This is a genomic window from Herbaspirillum sp. 3R11, from assembly GCF_004563925.1.
Classification (GTDB): Bacteria; Pseudomonadota; Gammaproteobacteria; order Burkholderiales; family Burkholderiaceae_D; genus Herbaspirillum.
In genome coordinates this window covers 1,318,420-1,344,033 of the sequence record NZ_SPNJ01000001.1, presented here as the reverse complement: position 1 = coordinate 1,344,033, position 25,614 = coordinate 1,318,420, and the positions used below count along the sequence as shown (strand labels likewise).

The 25,614-nt window shown below is 64.9% G+C and carries 3 protein-coding genes; all 3 read left to right on the top strand.

Features of this window, described 5'->3' with window-relative positions:
• The first annotated feature begins 196 nt into the window (after positions 1-196).
• From E4P32_RS06240 to E4P32_RS06230, 3 genes are read left to right on the top strand one after another with little or no spacing between them, the layout of a single operon-like run.
• The gene (locus E4P32_RS06240; protein WP_158559696.1) at positions 197-4,165 is read left to right on the top strand and encodes an SDR family NAD(P)-dependent oxidoreductase; all 3,969 of its coding nucleotides are present in this window, start codon (positions 197-199) and stop codon (positions 4,163-4,165) included.
• On the top strand, positions 4,162-14,976 hold the full coding sequence (locus tag E4P32_RS06235; protein ID WP_233526541.1) for a non-ribosomal peptide synthetase/type I polyketide synthase: 10,815 nt from the start codon (positions 4,162-4,164) through the stop codon (positions 14,974-14,976). Before E4P32_RS06240 ends, E4P32_RS06235 begins: the two co-directional genes overlap by 4 nt.
• Positions 14,973-25,436: a non-ribosomal peptide synthetase gene (locus E4P32_RS06230; protein WP_233526542.1), complete on the top strand. Its 10,464-nt coding sequence runs from the start codon at positions 14,973-14,975 to the stop codon at positions 25,434-25,436. The genes E4P32_RS06235 and E4P32_RS06230 overlap by 4 nt, the downstream gene beginning before the upstream one ends.
• Positions 25,437-25,614: the final 178 nt, after the last annotated feature.

Genomic DNA, 25,614 nt, shown 5'->3' with positions numbered 1-25,614 from the left:
AAATACTTGTTTTTCAGACCACGCTGCATGACGCGGCCAATCTCGCAGGATTATTTTGAAAATGTGAGACAAGAAGCCAATTCCGGATGCCATTCAATGGCACTATGGCAAGCAGAAAATCGCCTCGTTTTTTTAACAAGGCAAAGATGAAGAGCGCAGCAATGCCGGCATGACCGGTAGCGCTCAGGGGAGTGGGATGCTGGAACGTACGACGCCGGAAAACACGATCGTTGCGACACTCAGGACACAGCTGCTGGCGGTGCCTGCGGTCACGGCCGTTCACCTCGTCGCAACTGCGACGCAGGCCGGTGCCGGCGCCAATGCTGCCGCCTATGCCGCCTATGTAGTCGGCGGCCAGCGCAAGGCGCTGGAGGCCGCCATTGCCGAGGCCGGCTATCCGGGCCGGATCGCACTGGTGCGCGTGCATGCCTTGCCGTTGCGATCAGACGGCGCTGTGGATGAAGACGCCTTGGCCGCATTGCCGGCATGGGATGATGCATCACTGCCGACGACGGCGGTTTACCGGCCGATCGCACCATTGCGCCCGCGTATCCATCTGGCCGATATCCTGCCGGATTACCCATTGCTGACTTCGACGGTGCAGGAGCTTGCGGTCGTCAGGACTTCGACGGACGGCGCCGCACGTACACCGGCCGTGTCCGTTCTCAAACCGCTTCCTGCACAAGCCTGGATGCCGGCCAACCTGGCCGCAGCGTTGGAACGTGCGGCGCAGCAGCCGGAACTCGGCATCATCCATGTCGCCGCCGACATGAGCGAAACCCGCGTCAGCTACGCAGAACTGTTCGATCAGGCGCGCCGGATGCTGGGCGGTCTGCGCTCGCAAGGCCTGCGTGACGGCGATCTGGTCGTGGTCGACGCCGGCGACAGCCGCAGCCTGTTGCCGCTGTTCTGGGCCTGCCTGCTCGGCGGCATGGTGCCGGCGCCATTCAAGGTGGCTGCCGCGGCAACCGGCGGTGCGGCGCTGAAACGTCTGCGCGACTCATGGGAAGTCTTGGGACGGCCGGTGATTGCCGCCGACCCGGTGAGTTTGCAGGCGCTGGCGCCGCTGGGCTCGGAGGCGCTGGAGGGAATGACGTTTCTGGATGCGGCAGCACTGGCCGATGGCGCGAGTGCACCGCCTGCACCGGTCACGGACTTGCAGGCGTTGGCGATGGTGTTCATGACCTCGGGCAGCACCGGTCTTCCCAAAGGCGTCATGCTGAGCCAGGCCAATGTACTGGCGATGATCGGCGGCGCCGCCGAGCGCGGGGAGGCATTGACGCCGGGCGCGACCAGCATGAACTGGATGCCGCTCGATCACGTCGGCGGCCTTGGTTTCCTGTCGATCCTGCCGCTGGTGCTCGGCATGAACCAGATCCAGGTTGACACAGCGACCGTGCTGGCGGCTCCCGTGCGCTGGCTCGACCTGGCGCACCGGCATCGGGTCTGCATGGTCTGGACGCCCAATTTCGCATTCGACGTATTGCAGCAGGCGGCATCTGCGCCCGGCGTTGCACGCGACTGGGACTTGTCGAACCTGCGCATGATTTTCAATGGAGGCGAAGCGGTTTCCGACAGCGTGTTAACCGCTTTTGCGAAGCGTTTCGCAGAAAACAAATTGCCCGCCGGCGCGATCTGGCCTTCGTTCGGCATGACGGAAACCGTCAGTGGATTTTCCATGTCGCCTTGGGCTCCTGGCCACGGCGAGGTAGTTTCTCTTGGGACGCCGATTTGCGGCGCGGCGCAGCGTATCGTCGACCAGCATGGCGCGGTGGCGCCGGAAGGCGTGATCGGCGCCGTCGAGTTATCCGGCGCATCCCTGTTCATGGGTTATTTCGGCCGCGACGACCTGACCGCCGAAGTGATGCACGACGAGTGGTTCCGCACCGGCGACATGGGCATCATCCGCAATGGCGAGCTGTTCGTGGTCGGCCGCATCAAGGAAATGATCATCGTCAACGGCGCCAATTTCTACAGTAGCGAAATTGAAGAAGTCGTGGCGCAGACCGATGGCGTCGAACGCCTGAGTGTGGCCGCCATCGGCGTGCGCGCGCCGGGTGCGCGCACTGATCAGCTGGCCTTGTTCTTCGATGCTCCCACAGCACGCGGCGACACTGCGCTCAAGCGAGTCATGCAGGACATGCGCATGCGCCTTGGCAAGCAGTTGTCGCTGATGCCGGCGTACTTCATCCATGTGCCGGCCGATCGTCTGCCGCGCACCAACTCCGGCAAGGTGCAGCGCCTGGAACTCAGACGCCTGCTGGAAGCCGGCGCCTTTGACGCCGGGATCAAGCAAGCCGCCTGCCTCCTGGAGGCGGCCTGCACCATACCGCGCTGGTTCGCCGAGCCGTTCTGGAAACCCTGCGCTATCGGGGCAAGTGTGTCGGTACGAGGGCAGAGCGTTGCGGTCCTGGGAGACGCCTCCCTCGGCGACACGGCGATCCGGACGACGCTTGCCGATGGCGCTGTCGATATTGACTGGCGACAGTTCGTGCCGGAGGAAGACAATCCGGCTAGCGTCCTCCATGCGATGACGCAGCAGCCGTCGCCGGCCGTGATGCTGGTATTGCCCGGATGGGCTCGTCTGCCGCGGCTGTTGCTGCTGTGTCAATCACTGGCGGCGACCCCGCGCGCGAACCGTCCTGCGCGCCTGATCGTGTGCGGCGCTGTCGGGGATGTCGCCGGGCACGCTGCCGCAGCAGCCTTCTTGCGCACCTCGGTGGCGGAAATCGATGGCGTGCATTGCACGCATATCCAGTTTTCCGGCACAGACCTTGGCAGCGACGCCGGCATGATCCTCGGTGATCTGGCTGGTTTGCCGCACGAAACCGAATTGGCGTACATCGACGGCCGACGTCATGTGCGCCGCTGGCGCAACGTCGCAATATCGAAACCGGATCGTTCTCCATTGCGTTCCGGCGGCCTGTACCTGATCAGCGGCGGACTCGGCGGCGTCGGTCTCCTGCTGGCGCGCCATCTGCTTGATCGCCACGACGCCAGATTACTGATTGTCGGGCGCACCGCGCCGTCGCAACTCGATGACGTGCGCGCCAAGGCGCTGCGTGAACTGGAGCGCAGCGACCGCGTGCTGTACGCCTGCGCCGACGTGACCGATGGCCATGCCTTGCGGGTTGCCGTGGAACAGGCGCACGCCCGTTGGCAATGCGGCCTGGATGGCATTCTGCATCTGGCGGGAGAGGGGCGGCAGACTGAATTGGTTCACGAAACTGCGGCAACGCTGGCGCAGATGATGCGCGCCAAAGTGGCCGGCAGTCTCGCCTTGCATGCACTGGTGCAAGATCATCCCGAAGCATGGTTCGTGCTGGTCGGCTCCGTTGCCGGCATGGTGGCGGGGCGGCAGGACGCCGCCTACGCCGCCGCCAATGCCTATCAGGCGGCGCTGGCCGAACAACTCACGGCCGCCGGCAATACGCGCTGCCGTTACCTGGGATTCTCCTCCTGGCGCGATACCGGCCTCAGCAAGCACGGCGCAGCGGTGTCGACCATGGAAGCGGCAGGCTATTTTTCGCTGGAGCCGGACAACGCCGTCGCCAGCTTCGATATTGCGCTCTCGGCCGTCCGGCCGGTGCTGGCGATCGGACTCGACCTGCAGCATGCGCGTCACGCCGCGCTGCAAGACGCGGCCATTGCCGTGGATGAACCCGTCATAGTTCAAACCGACACCGCATCCGAAAATTGCTTGGCCTTGCGCGACCACTCAGGCCGTAGCGTGCCGGTTCCCGTGATGACGGTGGCGGCGATACCGCACGATGCGTCCGGCGCGATTGACCGTGATCAGCTGACCCGGCTGGCCGGAGGGTTCCTGCAGGCGGGGCGGCCGGACAATGAATTCGAGCGTTACATGGTGCAGCTCTGGCGGCGCATCCTCGACCTCACGGTGTGCGGCGTGCACGACGATTTCTTTGCGCTGGGCGGCAATTCGCTGCGTGCGGCGCAAATCGCGGCAGCCACACGTGAGCGCTTCCGCCTTGACGCGGCCATGCCTGATCTCCTGCAACATCCCACCGTGGCGGGATTTTGCGCACATGTGCGGCGCGGCGAAAGCAAGCCCGGCATCACGGAAGCCATCGCCCGCCGCTGGCTTGAAATCGAACAAATGACACCCGAACAAAAAGCGGCGCGCGTTGCTGCGAGGACTGTATGACGACACCCGACATGCCGGCGATGGGCGATGAACTGGATGCAGCGCTGCTGGCCGAATTGCTGGCCGAGGACGGCTTCGACCTGCCGTCGGAAGCGCTTGCGATTCCGCGTCGTGCAGTGGCTGCGCGCGTGCTTGCCACGCCTGCCCAGCAGCGGCTGTGGACGGTGGAACGGATCGACGGCGTCACCGGCGAATTCAATCTCGGCATGGACATCCGCTTCAATGCGCCGCTCGATGTCGCCGCGCTGGAGCGCGCCTTGCTGGCGCTGCTGCAACGTCATGAAGGTCTGCGCGTCCGGTTTTCTGATCAGGACGACGGCGTCATCGAGCAGAACTTCACGCAGGTCAACAGCATTTCCTTGCCGCAGCATGTCGTCGCCGTCGCGCTGTGGCCATCGCATTTGCGCGATGCCGTGGCACAGCCTTTCGACCTGACTGCCGACCTGCTGCTGCGTGCGCAGGTGCTGCACGACGACAGGTCAGGCGAGAGCGCCTTGTTGCTGACCTTCCACCACAACATCATCGACTTGTGGTCGGGACAACTATTGCTGCGAGAACTGGTCGCTTTGTACGCGCGTGAACTCGGCGAAACGGTCGATCTAGCCGAACCGGTGCAGTTCGGCGACTATGCCATGTGGTTGCGCCAGCCGCAGCAGGTCGCTGCGCGCGAGCAGTTGCATGCCTATTGGGCGAAGCGCCTGGCGCAACTGCCGGTAGCGCTGGAGATGCCGTTTTCGGGACCGCGCGGGCAAGCCGCTTCGGCATTGTGCGAACGCATTCCGGTGTCGTTGCCGGCCTCACTGACGGCGGCCGTCAGACGTTTTGCCGATGCCACCGGCACCACGCCGTTCGTGGTGGTGCTGAGCGCGTTCCATGCCTTGCTGGCGCGCTATTCCGGCATGGATGACATCGCCATCGGCGTGCCGGTGATCAACCGTGCACAGCAGCAAACGCAGGCGATCGTCGGCTTCCTGGCGGAGAATATGGTGTCGCGCAACGTCTCCGAAGGCAGTCAGAGCTTCCAGGCCCTGACCGTGCAGGTGCGCGACCATATGCTGGAAGACATGCGCCATCAGGAATTGCCGTTCGACGAGGTCGTCAATATCGTCAATCCGGAGCGACGCAAAGGCCTTGCGCCATTGTTCCAGGCCATGCTGGTGTTCCAGACCATGCCGCCACTGGCAGCGCAAGCCGGTGCAGTGCGCGCCCAAGCCACTTCAGTCCCGCTTCCTGCCGCGCGTGCGGACATTGTCCTCGAGCTGGATGCCGGCGCAGAACACATCGCCGGCGGGCTGGAGTATCGCTGCGACTTCATCGATCCCCAGCTCGCCGCAGCGATGGCGTCGTCGCTGGAGGTCTTGCTCGAAGCCGCGCTGGCCGATCCGCAGTTGTCGTTGTCGCAATTGCCGCTGCAACGTCACGCCGAAGCGCGCGAGATGCTGGCGAAATTGAATCCGCCGCTGCCGGCGGCGTCGCCGCGCACAATGAGCGCCTGGTTCGTAGCGCAGGCGGCGCAGACGCCGGACGCCGTGGCGCTGATCGAAAATGACCGGCAAGTCACCTACGCCGAACTCGACCTGCGTTCCGCCGCGCTTGCCGCGCATCTGGCACAACTGGGCGTTGTCGCCGAAACGCCGGTCGCGATTTGCCTGCCGCGTTCGGTGGATCTGGCCGTGGCCATCCTGGCGACCATTCGCGCCGGCGGCGCCTTCGTCCCGATGGATCCGGATTTCCCGACCGAGCGTTTGCTTTACATGCTCGACGCCAGCAGCGCAACGGTGTTGATCACGACAGGCACTGCGCGATGGCTTCCCGCAGAATCGGCCGTCAGACTGGTCGATCCTGCGCAGGCATTGCCGCAAGCGCCTGCGCCACAGGACCGCAATCACGCAAACAGCCTGCTGTACATCCTTTTTACCTCCGGATCGACAGGGCGGCCCAAAGCCGTGATGGGCTTGCACCAAGGTGCGGTGAATCGTATTGCCTGGATGCTGGAGCGTTATCCGTTCGAGCCTGCCGACCGCTACTGTCAAAAGACCGCGCCGACTTTCGTCGACTTTGTCTGGGAGTTGTTCGGCCCGTTGCTGGGCGGAGTGCCGTCCGTTATCTTGTCGCCGGCCCAGGTGCGCGATCCGCGGGCGTTGGCTGCGGCATTGCAAAGTCACCGGGTCACACGCCTGACATTGGTGCCTTCGTTGTTGAAATCCTTGCTTGATCATGTCATCGACGTCGGCAACGTACTAGGCGGACTGCGCCATTGCATCTGCAGCAGCGAGGCTTTCCCCGGCGATCTGGCGCGCCGTTTCCTGAGTTTGCTGCCTGGTTGCCGGCTGCTCAATCTCTACGGATCGTCCGAAGCATCGGCGGATTCGACTTGTCATGAAGTCGACGTCGCTGACGGAGCGCAGGTGCACATAGGCCGGCCCATTCCGGGAAATCTGCTGGCGATTCTCGATCCGGCCGGCAATGTGCTGCCCGTGGGCGCCGCCGGCGAGATCGTGATCGGCGGCATCGGCCTTGCGCGCGGTTATCTCAATCACAACGACGGTGAGCCGCGCTTCGTCAACTTGCCGGCAGACGTCGCCGGCGGACGGGCATTCCGTTCAGGCGACCTCGGACGCTGGCGTCCTGACGGCAACATCGACTACCTGGGGCGACGCGACCGTCAGGTGAAGATCCGCGGCGTGCGCATCGATCCGGAAGAAGTCAGGGCCGCATTGCGCCGATGCCCCGGCGTGACGGACGCGGTCGTTATGGCGCGCGAAGTCGGCGGCGACCTGATTCTGATAGCCTATGTCGTGGCGAAGGAAAGCGTGGAGCCGGGCATGCGGCGACGTCTCCTGGATATCTTGCCGACTGCGTTGCAGCCTTCGCGCTACGTGTTCATGACCGCCTTGCCGCTCAACAGCAATGGAAAAATCGATTTCCTGAACTTGCCCGCGCCCGGCGCAGAATCACCGATGCCGGCGCAGGAACAGCAGCAAGAGAGCGCGATGACGCTGGAAGAAAGCCTGCTGGCCGATATCTGGAGTCAGGTTATCGGTCACCGTCCGCAACAAGCCGACGCCAATTTCTTCCAGTCTGGCGGCCACTCTCTGAGCGCCGTACGCCTGGTCTCGGCGATTGAAAAGAATCTCGGGGTGCGCCTGCCGGTGACGGCTGTCTTTGACGCGCCGACCTTGCATGCGATGGCGCTGGAAGTGCGCCGTGCGCAACCCGGCGCCGAAATGCCGGCGCTTCTGGCCGGCGGTCCACACCGGCGCGCGCGGGCCTCGTTCAATCAGGAGCGGCTTTGGCTCATCGAACAATCCGGGCAACAGCGCGGCGCCTACAATCAGGCGGTGGCTTACCGCCTGCGCGGCCGCCTCGATGTCGCCCGTCTGGAACTGGCGTTCCGGCGCGTGATGCAACGTCATGAAGCGCTGCGTACGCGGCTTGTCCTTGCCGACGGCGAGTTATGGCAGGAAGTTGACGCCTTGCCCGCATTCACGATCGAAAGAATTGACGCCGACATTGACGCGCTCCAACCGCAACTGCAGGAATTCAGCGAACGCTTTTTCTCGCTGGCGGATCAACTGCCGCTGCGTGCCCAACTGATCCGACTCGGAGACGACGATCACTTGTTGGCAATCGTGGCCCATCACACGGCCTTCGACGGCGGCTCCGGGCGCGTGATTGTCGAAGAGCTTGGACAGGCTTACCGCGAGGTGCTGGATGCGACGCCTGCAGCACTCCAGCAAATCGACTTCTCCACCTGGCAGCGGGACTGCGATGAACAGGGTGCTTTCGAGGTGCAAGGAAATTACTGGCGCGATCAGCTGGCCGGCGCGTCTTCGGTCCTCGGCCTGGCGCTGAGCCGTATGCCGGAGCAACGCGACTTCCGCCTCGGACGCGCGCCGTTGGCGCTGGGTCAGGAACGCAGCCAACGTCTGCAGCAAGCGGCCAACGACGCCGGCGTGAGCACCTTCGCACTGTTGCTCGGCGTATGGGGATTGACGCTGGCGCGCTTCGGCGACGAGAACGAGGTTGTCGTCGGTATTCCGGTGGCGGCGCGCAGCCGTGCCGGGCTGGACAGCGTGGTCGGTTTTCTGGCCAATACCTTGCCGATGCGCGTGGACTGCCACGCCATCAACCTGGCGGAATTCGGACGGCGCGTGCAGCAGCGTGTCGCCGAAGGACTGCAACATCAGGACATCTCTTTCAGCCGCATCGTCGAAGCCGCCGGTGTGGAACGCGTGCCTCAGCGGCCGCCGTTGCTGCAGGCAATGTTCGTGCTGGCCGATCTGCGCCAGTGGCAATTGCAGCTGGACGATATCGACGCTGTGGCCCAGCCGGTCTCGGCGCCGCTGGCGCGCACCGATCTCAGCATGGCCTTGCAGCAGGACGCGCAAGGCATCGCCGGCGAGCTGGAATATGCCGCCGACATCATCACCCCGGCGCTGGCGGAACGTATTGCGGCGGGCTTCGTGCATCTGCTGGACGCCTTGCTGGCGCAGCCCGACGCACCGCCTTTGTCACACTCGCTGCTGGATGCACAGGCGCGCACTTTGCTGCTGCAGTTCGGGCGCGCGCACCGCGTCTTGCCGCCGGCAACCCGGCCCCTGCGCTTGCACGACCTGTTGCGCGCCAGTGCGCAGCGCAACGGCGATGCAGCGGCGCTGGCGACGCCCGAGGGCACGCTCAGCTACCGGCAGCTGGATGATCTCGCCGGCGTCTTTGCGCAGAGTCTGCGTGCGGCAGGCCTGACGCCTGGCGCGCGCATTGCGCTGATCGGCGAGCGTTCCATCGGCCTGATCGCTGCGTTGCTGGGCATTTCCAAAGCCGGCTGCATCTTCGTACCGATTGATCCGACCTATCCGGCCGCGCGCATCGAACAGATGCTGCTGGATGCCGAAGTTGCACTGGTGGTCGGTGATCAGCCTGCCGGATGGAGCGCAGCGCAGTGGATGGGCTTGCCGACGTTGCAGGATTTGCCGTCGACGCCGGAACCGGGGGCGACTGAGCATGCCGATACCGACTTCGCAGCAACGGCTTGCATCATCTTCACGTCCGGTTCCACCGGCCGTCCCAAAGGCGTGGCGCTGGCGCATCATGCGCTGTGCCGCCTGGCGCTGAGCGCCGTGCATGAATTTTCGGTGACGCAGGACAGCCGCATTCTGCAACTGGCCGCATTCGGTTTCGACGTCGCGGTGTCCGATATCGTATTTGCGCTGGCCGCCGGCGCTTGCCTTTGCCTGGCGCCGCGCGAGCGTCTGTTGCCAGGGTCGCCGCTGGTGCAGACGCTGGATGCCATGCAGGTCACCCATCTGCAGATTCCGGCGTCGCTGCTGGCGGCGATGCCCGCTGCGTCGCTGCCGCAGCTGCGCACGCTGATCGTCGGCGGTGAATTGTGTCCGGCGTCGGTGGCGGCACAGTGGGGTCAAGACCGTGATCTGTTCATCGCCTACGGTCCGACGGAAACCACGGTCACCGTGACCGCCGGTCGTTACCTCGGTGCTGACGCTCCTTTGCAGATCGGCCGTACGATTGGCGACGCCCGCATTTACGTTCTGGACGAGCAGGGCGCACCGGCGCCGGTCGGCGTCGTTGGCGAATTGTGCATCGGCGGATCCGGCGTGAGCATCGGCTACCTTAACAATCCGGTGTTGACGCAAGAGCGATTCGTACCTGATCCGTTTTCCGATGACCCTCGGGCCCGCATGTACCGCAGCGGCGACCGGGCGCGCTGGCGCGAGGATGGGACGCTGGATTTCCTCGGCCGCAGCGACCGCGAGTTCAAGTTGCGCGGCTTCCGTATCGCACCGGCTGAAATCGAAGCCGCCTTGTCGCAGCAGGCCGGCGTGGCGCAGGCCCTGGCGATGCTGCGTCCCGATGGCGCCGGACAGACCCGCCTGGTGGCGTATGTGGTCGGCACGGATGTGAATGCAGCGGTGCTGCGCGCAGCATTGCGACAGGCGTTGCCATCCTTCATGGTGCCTGATTTCATTTCCGTCCTGGACCGCATGCCGCTCACCGGCAATGGCAAGATCGACCTGAACGCCTTGCCGCAGCCGGTGTTCGGACGCGAGCGAGGCGCAGCTGTCCCAGGTCACGATGCAAGCGATTGCCTTGCACGCGTTACCCGCCTGTGGCTTCAGGTTCTGAACCTCGGCGATGTCGATCCGGATGCCAACTTCTTCGACGTCGGCGGGCATTCGCTGCTGCTGGTCCGCTTGTACGACATGGCGGTCGCCGAGTTCGGCGCGGTGCTGTCGATCAGCGATCTGTTCCGGTTTCCCACGATCCGCAGTTTCGCTGCGCATTTGTCCAGTCGTGGGGAGACAGCCAAGCCCATGCCGGCACAATCGCTTCCGCCTGCTCAAACCGTTCAGTCGGACATCGCCGTCATCGGCATGGCGTGCCGTTTTCCGGGTGCGCCGGATGTCGACGCGTTCTGGCAGCTTCTGGTCGAAGGCCGGGAAGGCATCAGCCGCCACGATGCGGCGGCGTTGGCAGCCGCAGGCCGTGCCGGCAACGTGCTGGATCATGCCAACTTCGTCGCCGCCGGCGGCGTGATCGATCACGCCGATTGCTTCGACGCCGAATTTTTCGGTCTCGGTCCACGCGATGCCGTGACGCTGGATCCCCAGCATCGGGTCGCGCTGGAATGCGCGTGGCATGCGTTGGAGCATGCGGGTTATGCGGCGGTGGAATCGCGTCGCAATCTCGAAAATCTCGGCGATGTCGGCATATTCGTCGGCGTCGGCGTCAACACCTACTTGCAGGGGCAACTGTTTGCGGCCGGGCCGATGCCGGAAGGCGCCGACAGCTATCACGCGATGTCGGGAAACGACAAGGATTTCGGCGCCACGCGGATTGCTTACCACCTGGATCTCAAGGGACCGGCGCTGGCCGTGCAGACCGCGTGCTCGTCGTCCCTGACGGCGCTCGACATGGCCTGCCGTTCGTTGCGCAGCGGCGGCGCCGGCATGGCGCTGGCGGGCGGCGTGGCGATACGTTTCCCGCAGGGCAGCGGTTATTTCCATGAGCCGGGCATGATCCTGTCGCCGGACGGACATTGCAAACCATTCTCCGCCGACGCGCGCGGCACCGTCCCCAGCGGCGGCGTCGGCATGGTGCTGCTCAAGCCGCTGGCGCAGGCACAGGCCGACGGCGACAACGTGCTGGCGGTGATCCGCGGCAGCGCCGTCAACAATGACGGCGGGCGCAAGGTCGGCTACGCCGCTCCCGGCGTCGACGGCCAGGCCGACGTGATCGTATCCGCATTGCGCCAGGCAGGGCTGGAACCCGCCGATATCGATTATGTCGAGGCGCATGGTACCGGCACCGAGCTGGGTGATCCGGTGGAAGTCGCGGCATTGACGCGTGTCTTCGGCGGACGACAACGACCGCTGGCGCTGGGTTCGGTCAAGAGCAACATCGGCCATGCTGACGCCGCCGCCGGCGTGGCCGGCCTGATCAAGACCATCCTGGCGTTGCAGCACGGCGTATTGCCGCCCAGCCTGCATTTTTCCGAACCCAATCCTCACGTCGATTTCACGACGGCGTCGATCAGCGTTGTCGGTTCGGCGCAAGCCTGGCCCGATCACGGGGATGGGCGCCCGCGTCGCGCCGGCGTCAGCGCCTTCGGCATCGGCGGCACCAATGTGCACGTGGTGCTGGAACAAGCTCCGCTCCGTGTTCAGCCGGTCTCCGAGTTGGTATCGCCACAGGTCTTGCCGCAGATTTTGCCACTTTCTGCGCGCACTCCCGCCAGCCTGCACGGCAGCATGCTGGCGCTGGCTGACGCATTGGAACGCACGCCTCAATTGCCGTTGCGCGACGTTGCTTTCACCTTGCAACAGGGACGCGCCGCATTCGGTTGCCGTCATGCCGTCGTGGCGTCTACGGTTGCAGAGGCCGTCGCGGGTTTACGTCTGGCAGCGGAACCGGCAGCAGTCACGGGAACAGCCAAGCTCGCCTTCCTGTTCCCGGGACAAGGCAGTCAATATCCGCGCATGGCGCAGGCGTTGTATGAGGGTGACGCCGACTATCGGTTCTGGTTCGATCGTTGCGCCGTCGCGCTGTTGCCGCATATCCAGCAGGATCTGCGCACGGTGCTGTATGGCGCCGCCGCCGAGGATCCTGCTGCCGTCGCCGCACTCAGGCAAACCGCACTGGCGCAGCCGGCCTTGTTCGCCGTGATGTATTCTCTGGCACGCAGCCTGGAAGCGCGTGGCATCGAAGCCGCGGCCATGCTGGGACACAGCCTCGGCGAGTACGTCGCGGCATGCCTGGCCGGCGTGTTCGAACTGGATGACGCGCTGGCGCTGGTGGCGGCGCGAGGCCGCCTGATGCAGGCCTTGCCGGGCGGCGCGATGCTGGCGGTGCAGGTGGATGAAACGCAGGTGCGCGAGCTGCTGCGTAATAACGGCGAGGCAATCAGTCTGGCTGCGATCAACGGGCCGGGCCAGTGCGTGCTGGCCGGTTCGACTGAGGTCATTGACGCGCTGCAGACGCATCTGAAAGAAATCAATGTGGCGGCCGTGCGTCTCGACACTTCGCATGCTTTCCATTCGTCCTCCATGGATGCCGCGCTGCCGGCTTTCGTCGCCGAGTTCGACCGGATTACCCTGAAGCCGCCGCAACGCCGCTTCATCTCCAACGTCACGGGCGCCTGGATCAGCGACGCCGATGCTGTCGATCCCACCTATTGGGCGCGCCATTTGCGCCAGGCCGTGCGTTTCGGCGACGGCCTCGACACATTGCAGCGCGAAGGTATCGATCTGTTACTGGAAGTCGGCCCCGGCAGCGCTCTGCAAAAGCTGGCGCGCACCAGCGGCTGGTCTGCGCCGCAACTGATTTCACTCGGATTGAACCGGCAATCGCCGCAGCAGGCGCCGGCGCTGGCCGCCATGGTGGCGCAGCTATGGACGCGTGGTGCGGCGATCGACTGGCGCAAGACAAGCCGTGCGGGGCATGCCGAGGCACCTGCGCCGTCGCGCGTGGCCTTGCCCGGTTACGTATTTGAACGAAAGCGTCACTGGCCTGCGACGCCGGTGACCTCGCCGCCGCAAGAGAATTCTCCGGCTAGGCGCGCAGAGATCGCCGACTGGTTCTACTTGCCGGGCTGGCAGCGCGCACCGCAACTGCCGCCGGTCTCCGAGCCTGCGGCATCGACCGATGTCTGGCTGTTGCTGGGCGCTGAAACCGATGCCGGCCGGGCACTGGCCGCAAACTTGCGCGCACTGGGCCGGCAAGTCGTTGAGGTCCGGGCCGGAGTAGCGTTCGAGATGTTCTCGGCGCAGGACTACGCCATCGACCCGACCGGCGAGGACGACTACCGCCGCTTGCTCGACAGCGTCTCAGCGACGCACGTTGTGCATCTCTGGACCAGCGTCAGGCAGACATTCACGCCGGCGCTCGACTACGGCTTTGCCAGTGTGATGCTGTTGGCGCAGGCCTTCGGCGCACGCATGCAGGCGCGTCCCGTGCAACTCGACATCGTTACCTGCGGTGCTGCCGACGTCACCGGTGACGAGCCGCTGACGGCGGCGCTTGGCACGCTGCTCGGCATCGCCAAGATCATTCCCGTGGAATACCGCAGCCTGGCCTGCCGTGTCATCGATGTCGAGGCAGGCGGCTCCGCCGCGATGTTGCTGACTGAACTCCTGCACGGACAAGCCGAAGCCCAGGTCGCCTTGCGTCGTCGCCATCGCTGGATTCCACAAGTACAGCCGGTCAGGCTTGTCGTACCTGCGGCGGGCGGCGATCGCCTGCGCGCGCAAGGCTGCTACCTGATCACCGGCGCGTTCGGCGGCATGGGCGCGAGCATTGCCCGCGATCTCGCTGCGCGTTGCCGTGCACGACTGGTGCTGCTGGGACGCCATGTCGACCAGGGTCTGGTCGACGAGCTCGAACATGCCGGGGCGGAAGTCCTGGCAAGCGCCTGCGACGTTGCCGATGCCGTCGCGCTGACGCAAGTGATTGCGGCGGCGCACGCGCGCTTCGGCGTCATCCATGGCGCATTCCATTGCGCCGGCGTGGCGGATCTCGGCGGCGTCATCCAGAATCGCAGCGTCGCCTCCATGCATCAGGTGATGGCGGCAAAAGTACACGGTACGGTGTGGCTGGATCGCTTGCTGGAAGACGACGCACTCGATTTCATGGTGCTGTTCTCGACGCTGGGGAGCCTGCTGCCGCAGGCAAAATTCGGGCAAGCCGCCTATGCCGCCGCCAACGAGTTCCTCGATCTGTTTGCGCAGGAGCGTAATGCACGCGGCGGCTTCACCATCGCACTCAACTGGGACGACTGGAGCGAGGCCGGCATGACCGTTGAGGCTTACCGTCGTCGCGGCCAGAGCGCTCCCGACAGCAGCGAAGCGATGCGTTCGGAGGAGGGCGTCGAGGTCTTGCGCAGGGTCTTGTCGACGCCGCATGCGCGTGTCGCCGTATCCATACGCGATCTGCCGGGACTGATGGCACGCGCAGACACGCTGCTGGACAAGCTGTCGACGCCCATGCCGACGGAGAGTATCGGGACATCGCCATTACCGTCATCGGCTGCTGCAGGCATGACCGACACGGAAGCAAAACTGGCCGCTACCTGGCGCAGCATCCTGGGTGTCGCGGACATCACCCGCGAAGCAAACTTCTTCGAACTGGGTGGGCATTCGCTGATCGGCATGCGCCTGCTGACGTTTGTGCGGGAGAGCTTCGGCGTTGATCTGAACATCGCTGCGATTTTCGAGTACGCCACGCTGGCCGCACTGGCTGGCCATATTGACGCATGTCGCGCCACGGACGACGGCATAGAGGAGTTTACGATTTGAACCGGGTTGAACAGTTGATCGCGCAGTTGGCGGAGCTCGGCGTGTCGCTGACATGCGCCGGCAACGACCTGCGCGTGCGCGGCCCGGCAGGCGCCTTGTCGCCTGCGCTGCGCGCCGAGCTCGGCGCGAGGAAGGCCGAGCTGGTCGCGCATTTGCAGTCGTCGCCGATCTCGCCGGCAACGTCATCTTCAGCGTCGTCTTTCCCGGAACTGGCGCGCAGCACGGTGCAGCGTACGACCGCGCCGCTGTCGTTCAACCAGCGCCGCCTGTGGTTCCTCGACCAGCTCGAAGGCGGCGGCAGCGCTTTTGTCATCATGGCCGGATGGCGATTGCAGGGCGCGCTCGACCTGCCGGCGCTGGAGCGTGCACTGGGCGCGCTGACTGCGCGTCATGAGCTGCTGCGCAGCGTGATCCGGGACGACAGTGTCGAACCCGAGCTGCACATTCTCCCCGCCATACCGTTCTCACTGAATGTCGAGTTCCCCGCGACCGGCAGCATTCCGGATTCGGCCGAACAGGTGCTGCTGGCACGCGAAGCCGCGCTGCCTTTCGATCTGACCGCCGCGCCGCCGTTGCGCGTGAAGCTGTTGCAACTGACGTCGCGCGACCATGTCCTGACGCTGGCGATGCACCACATCGTGTCCGATCACTGGTCCATGGGCGTAATGATCAATGAGCTGGGAATGCTGTACGCGCTGGAAACCGGCGCGTCATCGCTGCGGCCGGCTACGCTGGCGGTCCAGTATTCCGACTATGCGGTGTGGCAACGCGCCATGTTCAGCGAGGAACGACTGGCGCCGCATCTGCGCTATTGGCGCGAACAACTGGACGGTGTCGTCACCGAGCTGGCCTTGCCGCTGGACCGTCCGCGTCCGGCGGAACGCGGCAACGCCGGCGCCATGCATGAGTTGCGACTGGCGCCAGGCACGGTGCCGAAGGTACAGGCCATCGGCTTGCGCACCGGCGCGACGCCGTTCATGGTGCTGCTGGCTGTCTACGCGCAAGTCTTGTCGCGCTGGTCTGGACAGGATGAAGTGGTGATCGGCTGCCCGGTCGGCAATCGCGACCGCAGCGAGACGCATGGACTGGTTGGCTTCTTTGTCGACACCATGCCGCTACGGATCAGCTTGCACGGCGACCCGGATCTCGCCGAATTGATCCGACGCATCCGCACCACGTGTCTCGAAGCGTTTGAACACCAGCAGGCGCCGTTCGAACGCATCGTCCAGTCAGTACGTCCCGAGCGTGCGTTGAACAAGGCGCCGCTGTTCCAGACCATGTTCGTACAGCAAAGCGGCGCGAGCCCGGAGCTGACGCTGGCCGGACTGCAGGTGGAAGCGGTGCCGCCGACAGCGGGCGCCCCGGAGCTGGATCTCAATTTTTTCGTCCATCTCGACGGCGACGACTATCGCTGCGTGATGGAATACGACACCGACTTGTTCGATCTGGACACCATCGCCGGATTCTGCGAGCAATTCGCCTACGTGCTGCAGCACGCGACCGTCGACGAGTCGACGCCGTTGTCTTGTGTGCAACTGGCGCTGCCTTCCGCGGCGTCGCTGCCAGACGTCGAACCTGCGCCGTTGCTGCCGCAAATGATCGCCGCCGGCGCGCTGCGTCATCCGGACCGGATTGCCGTGGAAGAGGGCGGCACAAGCCTTTCCTATCGCGAGCTGATGCTTCAGGCCGATCTGCTGGCGCTACGCCTTGTCGCCGCCGGAGTGCAGTCCGGGGCAGTAGTCGGGCTCGGATTCTCTTCCTCTGCTGCCTTGGTGGTGGCAATGCTGGCGACCTGGCGCGCCGGCGCGGCTTACGCGGTCCTGAGTCCGCAGCAACCGGCGGCGCGGCGCGCGCAGATGATCGCCACCGCAGGTATTGCGCTGGTGGTCACGACCGCCTCGGAACAGGACGGCTGGCCGGTGCCGGTCTTGTTGTCGGATTCTCCCGAAACCTCATCGTCGTTGCCGGCGCTGCCTGCCGTCGCGGAACATGCTGCGGCATTGGCCTACATCTGCTTTACCTCCGGCTCGTCGGGTACGCCCAAGGGCGTCGCCGTGACGCAGGCCAATCTCGCCAATCACGCGCGGGCAGTGGCGCAGGATTTTGGGCTGAGCGAGAGCGACCGGGTGATGCAATTTGCCGCGGCAGATTTTGACGTTGCCGCCGAGGAAATCTTCCCTGCGTTGATGGCCGGCGCTTGCGTGGTGATCCGCGCCGAGGGCGTCATCGACAGCATCGATGCGTTCCAGGACCACGTGGAGCAAGCAGCCCTGAGCGTACTGAATCTGCCTGCGGCGTTCTGGCATGAATGGGTGCGTGCGCTTGGCCATGCACGTCGTGCGCCGCCGGCTTGCCTGCGGCTGGTCGTGACAGGCAGCGACCGGGTATTCGCCCGTCGCTGGCGCGAGTGGCAGGCCCTGTGTGCGCATCCGATCGCTTTCCGCAGCGGCTATGGTCCGACCGAAGCAACTATTACGTCTTCCTTCTTCAATCCCGCCGAACAGGCGCTGCCATCGGCCGCCGACGTCTTGCCGGTCGGCCGGGCGATTGCCGGCGTCGTGCTGGAAGTCGTGGATGGTCGCGGTCTGCCGGTGCCGCCGGGCGTCATCGGCGAAATTCTGATCAGTGGCGCGGGCGTGGCGCAAGGCTATGTCGGCCAGCCTCAACAGACCGCCGCCGTGTTCCGGCCGCATCCGCTGGCGCCCGCTTTGCAAAGCTATCGTAGCGGCGATCTGGGACGTCGTCGCATCGACGGCACGCTGGAGTTCATCGGCCGCAAGGATCAGCAGGCCAAAGTGCGCGGCTACCGGATCGAGCTGGCAGAGATCGAAGCGGCGCTGATGGCGCACCCGCAGGTGCACGAAGCGGTCGTGCTGATGCGTTCGGACAGCGCGGGATCGGGCCAGTTGCTGGCCGCCGCAGGCTGCGATGCGGAACTGGAGTCGGGTTCGTTGCGGATGTGGCTGGGTGAACGTCTGCCGGCTTACATGGTGCCCGCGCTGTGCGTCACGCTGCCGCGATTGCCGCGCACCGCATCGGGCAAGACCGACCGGCGCGCCTTGCTGGAAATGGATGTCACCCGCGATATTCCGTCTTTGCATGATCTTGCCTTCATCGACACGACGGCCGCCGAAGCGCCGCTCGCGGCGTTGTTTGCCGAGGTGCTGGACCGGCCTGCAGTCGGACCTTGCGACAATTTCTTCGAGCTCGGCATCGATTCGATCCGCAGCCTGCAGGTGGTGTCGCGTGCGCGGCAGTTGCAACTGAACCTGACGGTGCGTGACATTTTCAGGTTCCAGACGGTGCGCGATCTGATGCGCGCGCTGGAGTCTCGTGGCCAAGCCATGCCCGGCAACAAACCGCCGGAAGCCGATGACGGCGAGTTGCAGCCGACGCCGATTCAGGCATGGTTCTTCGAGCAGGCGGGGGAACATCGCGCCCACTACAACCAGTCCGTCGTGCTGCAGACGCCGGCGCAGGTCGATGCGGCTGCGTTGGAACGTGCTCTGCAGGCGGTGGCGGCGCGCCATCCGATGTTGCGCCTGCAGGTCGAGGGGGAGGATTTGCAGGTTGCCGTCGCTGCGCCCGGGACGATCCTGCGCGTGCTGGACGGCATTGAAGCCGAATTGCCGGCGCGTACAGCCGCCTATGAGCAGGCGCAGCGCAGCATGGATTTGCGTAGCGGCCGGGTGATGCGGGCGGTGCTGGCGCAACCGGCCGCGCGCCTGATGATCGTAGTGCATCACCTGGCCGTTGACGCGTATTCCTGGTCGGTATTGCTGGATGACCTGAGCCTTGCATACGACCAGGCCTTGCGCGGCGAGATTGTGTTGCCGGCGGCTACCACCTCGTATCGCACCTGGTCGCACAAGCTGCGCGAACTGGCCGCCACGCCGGCGGCGCAGTCGTCGGTGGATTATTTTGTCGAACGCTTCGCCGAGCGGGGACTTTCCGTGTTGCCGGCGGACTTGCCGGCCGGCGCCGCGGGTGCTGCAGAGACCATGTCGCTGTCACTCGACAGCGACACCACGACCGTCCTGTTGCAAGTGGCGCCGGGTGTTTTCCATGCCCGCGTCGATGAACTGCTCATGGCGGCCTTGTTCATCGGAGCCGCCCGCATCGGACTCAAGGGGGCATTGCAGATCGATCTGGAGCGTAATGGCCGCGTCGACCTGTTCGACGACGTCGACCTCTCGGGGACCGTCGGCTGGTTTACGGCGGTGCAACCGGTGCTGTTGCTGTGGCCGGACGCAGAGCCTGATCCATCCGAAGTCGTGGCGAATGTCTGCGAGCGGGTGCGCGAATCGCCGTGTCAGGGACTGGCGATGGGCGTCATGCGCTACCTGTCGGCGGACCCCGCACAGCGCGCTGCGTTGCAAGGTTTACCGGGCGCCGGGATTCTTCTGAACTACCTCGGCAGGCTCGATATCGGCGCTGCCGGCGGCGAGGGTTTCGCCGCCGTCGACGAAGACAGCGGGCAAGGGCAGAGCGCGGCATTTGCGCGCAGCCACGTCATCGAAATCAACGCCGGCATCCGTGCCGGCTGCCTCAGCGGCGCAATCAGTTTCCCGGCGGGCGAGGCGCAACGCGAACGCGTCGGCGCGTGGCTGCGCGAAGTAACGGCCGCATTGCACGAGATCGCCGCTGCAGCACAGCGACATGCTGCTTCACCGCAGGACAGCATTGAGGAAGAATTGCCGCTGACGCCTTTGCAGCAAGGCATCGTGTTCCATAGCTTGCGTGATCCGGATATTTACTGCAACCAGTTGCGCCTGACATTGGACGGCGTGCTTGACGCCGAGGCCTTGCGGCGCGCGTGGGAACAGGCGCAGCAACGTCACAGCATGTTGCGCACCAGTTTCCACTGGCGCGACATGCCTGTGATGCGCCAGCGCGTGCATGCTCACGTCGCATTGTCGTGGAGCGTGGCCGACTGGCGCGGCCTCGATGAAGCCGGCCGCGTGGCGGCGCTGGACCAGTTGATGCGCGCCGAAGTTGCGCGCGGCTTCGAACTTGAGCAGGCGCCGCTGCAGCGCTTGCAACTGGTGCGCGTCGCGGAGCAGCGCCATGAGCTGGTCTGGAGTTCACATCACTTGCTGCTGGACGGCTGGTCGGTGTCGCTGCTGCTGGCCGACATCTTCGCGCTGTATCGCCAGGCGCTGGGCGACGCCTCGGTGCGGCTCAAGACCGCGCCGCGTTTTTCCGACTATGTGCGCTGGCATGAGCGGCGTGAACGCAAGGACGACATCGCCTTCTGGCAGCGTTCGTTGCAAGGAATAACAGAGCCGACCTCGTTGGCGTTCGCCACGCAGGCGGGCGATGCCGTCTCGGGAGACGCTGCGGTGCACGCGATGGAGTTGTCAACGGCGCGCACGCAAGCAGTGCAAAAACTGGCGCAACGCGCCCGCACCACGTTCGGTACGGTGTTGCAGGCAGCCTGGGGGCTATTGCTGGCGCGCTGCAGCGCCGGCCGCGACGTGGTCTTCGGCGTGACCGTTTCCGGCCGGCCGGCAGAACTTGACGGCGTCGAAGAAATGATCGGCATGCTCATCGCCACGGTGCCGGCGCGGGTGACGATTCCATCGGCGACGCCGTTGTCGGATTGGCTGGCGCAATTGCAGGAGCAGCATCTGGAGCGCGAGTTGCATGCGGGTGCGTCGCTGACCGAAATCCGCCAGGCTGCATCCTTGCCCGGCAACCAGGAATTGTTCCAGACCTTGCTGCTGGTGCAGAATTATCCGAAGGCGCAATCGCTGTCCGGCGGCGGTCTGCGCCTGACCGGCGTGGAAGTGAGAGAGCGCACCAACTATCCGCTGACCCTGGTCTGCAGCGTCGGCGAGACCCTGAGCCTGGCGTTGCACCGCGACGGCAGCATTCCCGCCGCAGCCGCCGAGCGCCTGCTGGCGCAATTGGGACGCCTGCTCGACAGCATGGCTGCGCATCCGGACTGGCCGGCGGCGCGTCTGCTGGCGCTGGGCGATATCGACGCGCAGGCGGCATTGGCGGCAGGGCGTGGTCCGGTTGAGACAATTGCGCCTGCGTACTTGCCCCAGCAGATTGACGCCTGGGCAAAGCACTCACCGGATGCGCTGGCCCTGAACGATCAGGAACTGAGTCTGAGTTACGAGGCCTTGCGCGCCGAATCAGTGCGGCTGGCGCGACGCCTGCAGGCGCTCGGCGTCGGCGTCGAAACCAAGGTCGCGCTATGTCTGCCGCGCTCCGCCCGCTATGTGATCGCGGTCATCGCCATCCTGCGCTGCGGCGGCGCCTTCGTCCCGCTCGATCCTGCTTATCCGGTCGCGCGCAGACGTTTCATGCTGGAAGACAGCGGCGCGTCCTTGCTGATTGCCGATCGCGTGTGCGCCGAAGCCTTGCAGGCGCAGGCAATCACGCAAGATCCGGATGTCTTGTTTGCTGCTTCGACTGCTGAAGAAGCCGACGCTGTCGACTTCCCGCAGCCACATCCTCAGTCGCTGGCTTACGTGATCTACACCTCCGGTTCGACCGGCACCCCCAAGGGCGTCGGCAATACCCACGCCGGCCTGCGTTCGCTGGCGCATGCCCAGCGCAGCGCGTTCGGCTTGTCGCCGGACGCGCGGGTATTGCAGTTCGCGTCGCTGTCATTCGATGCCTCGATCTGGGAAATGACGATGGCGTTCGGCGCCGGTGCGGCGCTGATCGTGCCGGACGCCGATACCGCCCGCGTCGGCGAAGGACTGGAACAGTTCATGCAGCGCCGGCACATCAGTGCGGCAACCTTGCCGCCGACTGCACTGGCGACGCTGGATGAAGGTCGTCTGCCAGATTTGCAAACGCTGGTGGTCGCGGGTGAAAGCTGCGCGCCCGAACTGGTCCTGCGCTGGGGACCGGGGCGCAAGTTCTATAACGGTTACGGCCCGTCCGAAGCATCGGTCGCTGTGAGCGTCGAAGCCTGGTCCGCAGTAAATGAAAGCAGCGGCAACCCCGGGCAACTATCGCTCGGCCGGCCGCTGCCGAACATGCAGCTGCATGTGCTGGACGCCGATATGCAACTGCTGCCGCCCGGCGTGGTCGGCGAGCTATACATCGGCGGGGCGGGGCTGGCGCGCGGCTATCTGAATCGTCCGGATCTGACGGCGGCGAGTTTCTTGCGGGATCCCTACGGAGCGCCCGGCTCGCGCCTGTATAAAACCGGCGACCGTGGCTATCGCCTCGCGGACGGCCGGGTGCAGTTCGTCGGGCGCAATGACCATCAGGTCAAGCTGCGCGGGTTCCGCATCGAGCTCAGTGAGATTGAGGCGGCGCTGATGCAGCATGCCGACGTGCGTAATGCCGCCGTGCTGGTGCGTAGCCACGGCGCGGACGACCGCCGCCTGACGGCCTATCTTGAGACACGCGTTCCGATCGCGAATGACAGCTTGAGGGCCTTCCTCGGTGAGCAGTTGCCGCCGCATATGCTGCCGGCGTATTTCATCGCATTGGAATCCATGCCACTGACCGTCAGCGGCAAGATCGACCGCAAGGCGTTGGAGATGCTCGAGACCATGCCGGAGCAGCCGCCGGCGGTCATCGTGATCGACTATGCCGGCGAGACCGAGCGCCAGCTGGCGGCCATCTGGGCGCAAGTGCTCAATGTGACGCAGGTGCAGCCGGCACACAACTTCTTTGAACTCGGCGGCGACTCGATCCTGGCGATCCAGGTGGTGTCCAAAGCCAACCGCCAGGGCATTGCGCTGACGCTGAATCAGATCATGGATCCGGATTCGTCGACGTTGGCGGCGCTGGCGGCACAGGTTGACGCCAGCGCCGGGCAGAGCGCGCAACGTGCGCCGACGCCGATGCCGACCAGCGGCCCCGTGCCGCTGACGCCGATACAGCATTGGTTCCTGCAGCAGAATCCGCCGGACCTGCATCACTACAACCAGAGCTTCCTGCTGGAAGTACCGGCCGGACTGGATGCGCAGGCGCTGCAACGCGCGCTCGACGCCGTTTGCGCGCGCCATGATGCGTTGCGGCTGCGGTTCAAACAAGTCGACGGCATCTGGCATCAGCATCTGAGCGAGCATGCCGCCGGGCTATTGGAAACCGTACCGCCGCCGGTGGACATGGCCGGCTGGCACGCCTTGCTTGAACAAGGCGTAGCACACAACCAGACGCGCCTCGACATCGAACAGGGTCCCTTGCTGCGGCTGGTGCTGTACGCACCGCCAGCAGCATCAACAGAATCAGCGACAGCGCGACTGCATGTCGTTGCACATCATCTGATCATCGATGGGGTGTCGTGGCGCGCGCTGTTGGAAGACCTGTTCGACGCCTATGCGCAAGCGCTGACATCTGCAGCCGTCAGCTTGCCGCCGGCGCGCGTTTCCTTCGCGCAATGGGCTGCGGCGGTGGAGCGTCATGCAGTGTCCGCGCAAGCTCGCGACGAACTTGGCTACTGGCTGGAGCAGCCGCGCAATTCAGCGCGCCTGCCGCTGCTGCGCACCGACATCGCAGCTACCGCCGGCGCCGCGCAGACGATGGGTTTCACATTGGATGAAACCGCCACCGGCATGCTGGTGCGGGAGCTGCCGCGCAGCCATGGGGCGCAAGTGCAGGAAATCCTGCTGACCGCATTGAGTGTGGCGCTGGGCGAACTGATCGGCAGCGCAGATCAGCACGTGATTGGTAGCGAGATCGGCATTGCACTCGAGTCCCACGGTCGCGACGTCGTGCTGGAAGGCGTCGACGTCGGCGGCATGCCGGGTTGGTTCACCGTGCTGGCGCCGTGGACCATGCCGCTGGGCGAGCAGCGCATCGACAAGGTGCGCGACAAACTCAAGGCGATGCCGCGGCACGGATTCAGTTTCGGCGTGCTGCGCTTCCTGTCTCCTGACGCCGCTGTGCGGGAAGCGCTGGCGGCGTTGCCGGTTCCCGAGATCGCTTTCAACTATCTGGGCCAATGGGATACCGCATGGCCTGACAGCCTGCCGGTCCGGCCCGCGCCGGAAACCGACGGCGCCGGCTTTGCACCATCGACGCCGCGTCCTTATGTGCTGGAAGTCAACGCCATGATCGCCGGTGGACGTTTGCAGCTGGATCTGACTTTCGATCCGCGCGTGCTTCCGCAAGACTTCGCCGAAAGGCTGAGCAGCGCGATGCGCGGCTGGTTGCAGGCGTTGACGCAGGGAGCGCAGAGTACGCAAAATGAGGCGGCGCCGCGGTACGCGTTGGCGCCGCAGCAGGCCGCCATGCTGGAGCACGCGACTGCGTATCCGGAGTCTCCCGCTTACGTGGTGCAATTCACTGCGCGCCTGCCGGCGGAACTGGCGGTCGACGATTTCGTCGCTGCGTGGCAGGCAGTGCTGGCGAGGCATGTGTCATTGCGTGCCGGTTTTGTGATCGGGGAGAGCGGCAAGGCCGGTCAATATTTCGGCGAAGCATCGACACTGGTCTGGCAGCGCGAAGACTGGGGCAACTTGCCGGAAGCAGAGGCCGACGCCGCTTTCGACGTCTATTGCAGGCAAGACCGGCAACGCGGCTTCGACCTGGCAAAGCCGCCGCTGATGCGCTTCTCGCTGCTGACGACCAGGACCGGCCGGCATTTCGTCTGGACCTATCATCACATCCTGATCGACGGCTGGTCGATGCCGGTCTTGTTCAACGAAGTCATGGCTGCCTACGGCAAGCAACTGACGACAGCACCGGCGCCGGACTTCCGGGTTTTCCTCGACTGGCTGGAACGCCAGGATGGGGTGGCCGCACGCAGCTTCTGGCGCGATGAACTGGCCGACCTGAAACCGTCGCGCTGGCCCGCCGGGCCGGGCGCTGCCTGCAGCGGCAACTTTGCGGAAATCAGCTTGCAGCCGCAAGCGGGAACCGGCGCGCGCCTGAGTACGTTTGCACGCAAGCACCGCTTGTCGGCGCCCAGTATTTTCATGCAGGCATGGGCGCTGGTGCTGGCCCGTCACAGCAGTGCGGACGAGGTGTGTTTCGGCGTCACCACGGTATTGCGTCCGGCCGACGTTGACTGCATTGAAACCATGGTCGGCAACCTGATCAACACGCCGCCATTGCGCTGCAAGATCGATCCGGCCGCCGGCTTCGTTGACGCCTGCCTGCAGCTCCAGCGCAGGCGTGTCGCTGCAACTGCGCACGCCGCGCTGGCCTTGTCGGACATTGCAGGATGCATCGGCCTGCCGGACGGCGACGCCTTGTTTGGGACCGCGCTGCGCATCCAGAACTATCCGCTGGGCGACGTCGGGCAAGGCAACGCCGCACTGCAAGTCAGCGATGTTGCCATTCGTGACCAGTGGCATTACCCGTTCAACGTGGAAGTCACGCCGGGCGAGCAGCTGAGCCTGATCGCGGTGTACGACGCCGGCCTGGTTTCAGCAGTAAAAGCCGAAGCCATGTTGCGCTCCTATGCGGCGCTGCTGGATGTGCTCGGTGTGCCGGATGACTCGACGCTGGAAACGCTGATGGAGGGCATGCATGGTTGAAGCTCTTTATTACCTGCGATCCGGCGTTAAACCGGGCATTTTTCCAACCGGTCAGTACGGAGGGGCCGGCATATGAGATGAATCAAGAAGGTAATCAGGTTTTTTGTTGGGAATTTGTTGAATATATTGGCTGTATGCCCAATAATTTCTGCGGTCTGCGTATATTAACGATGCGTTA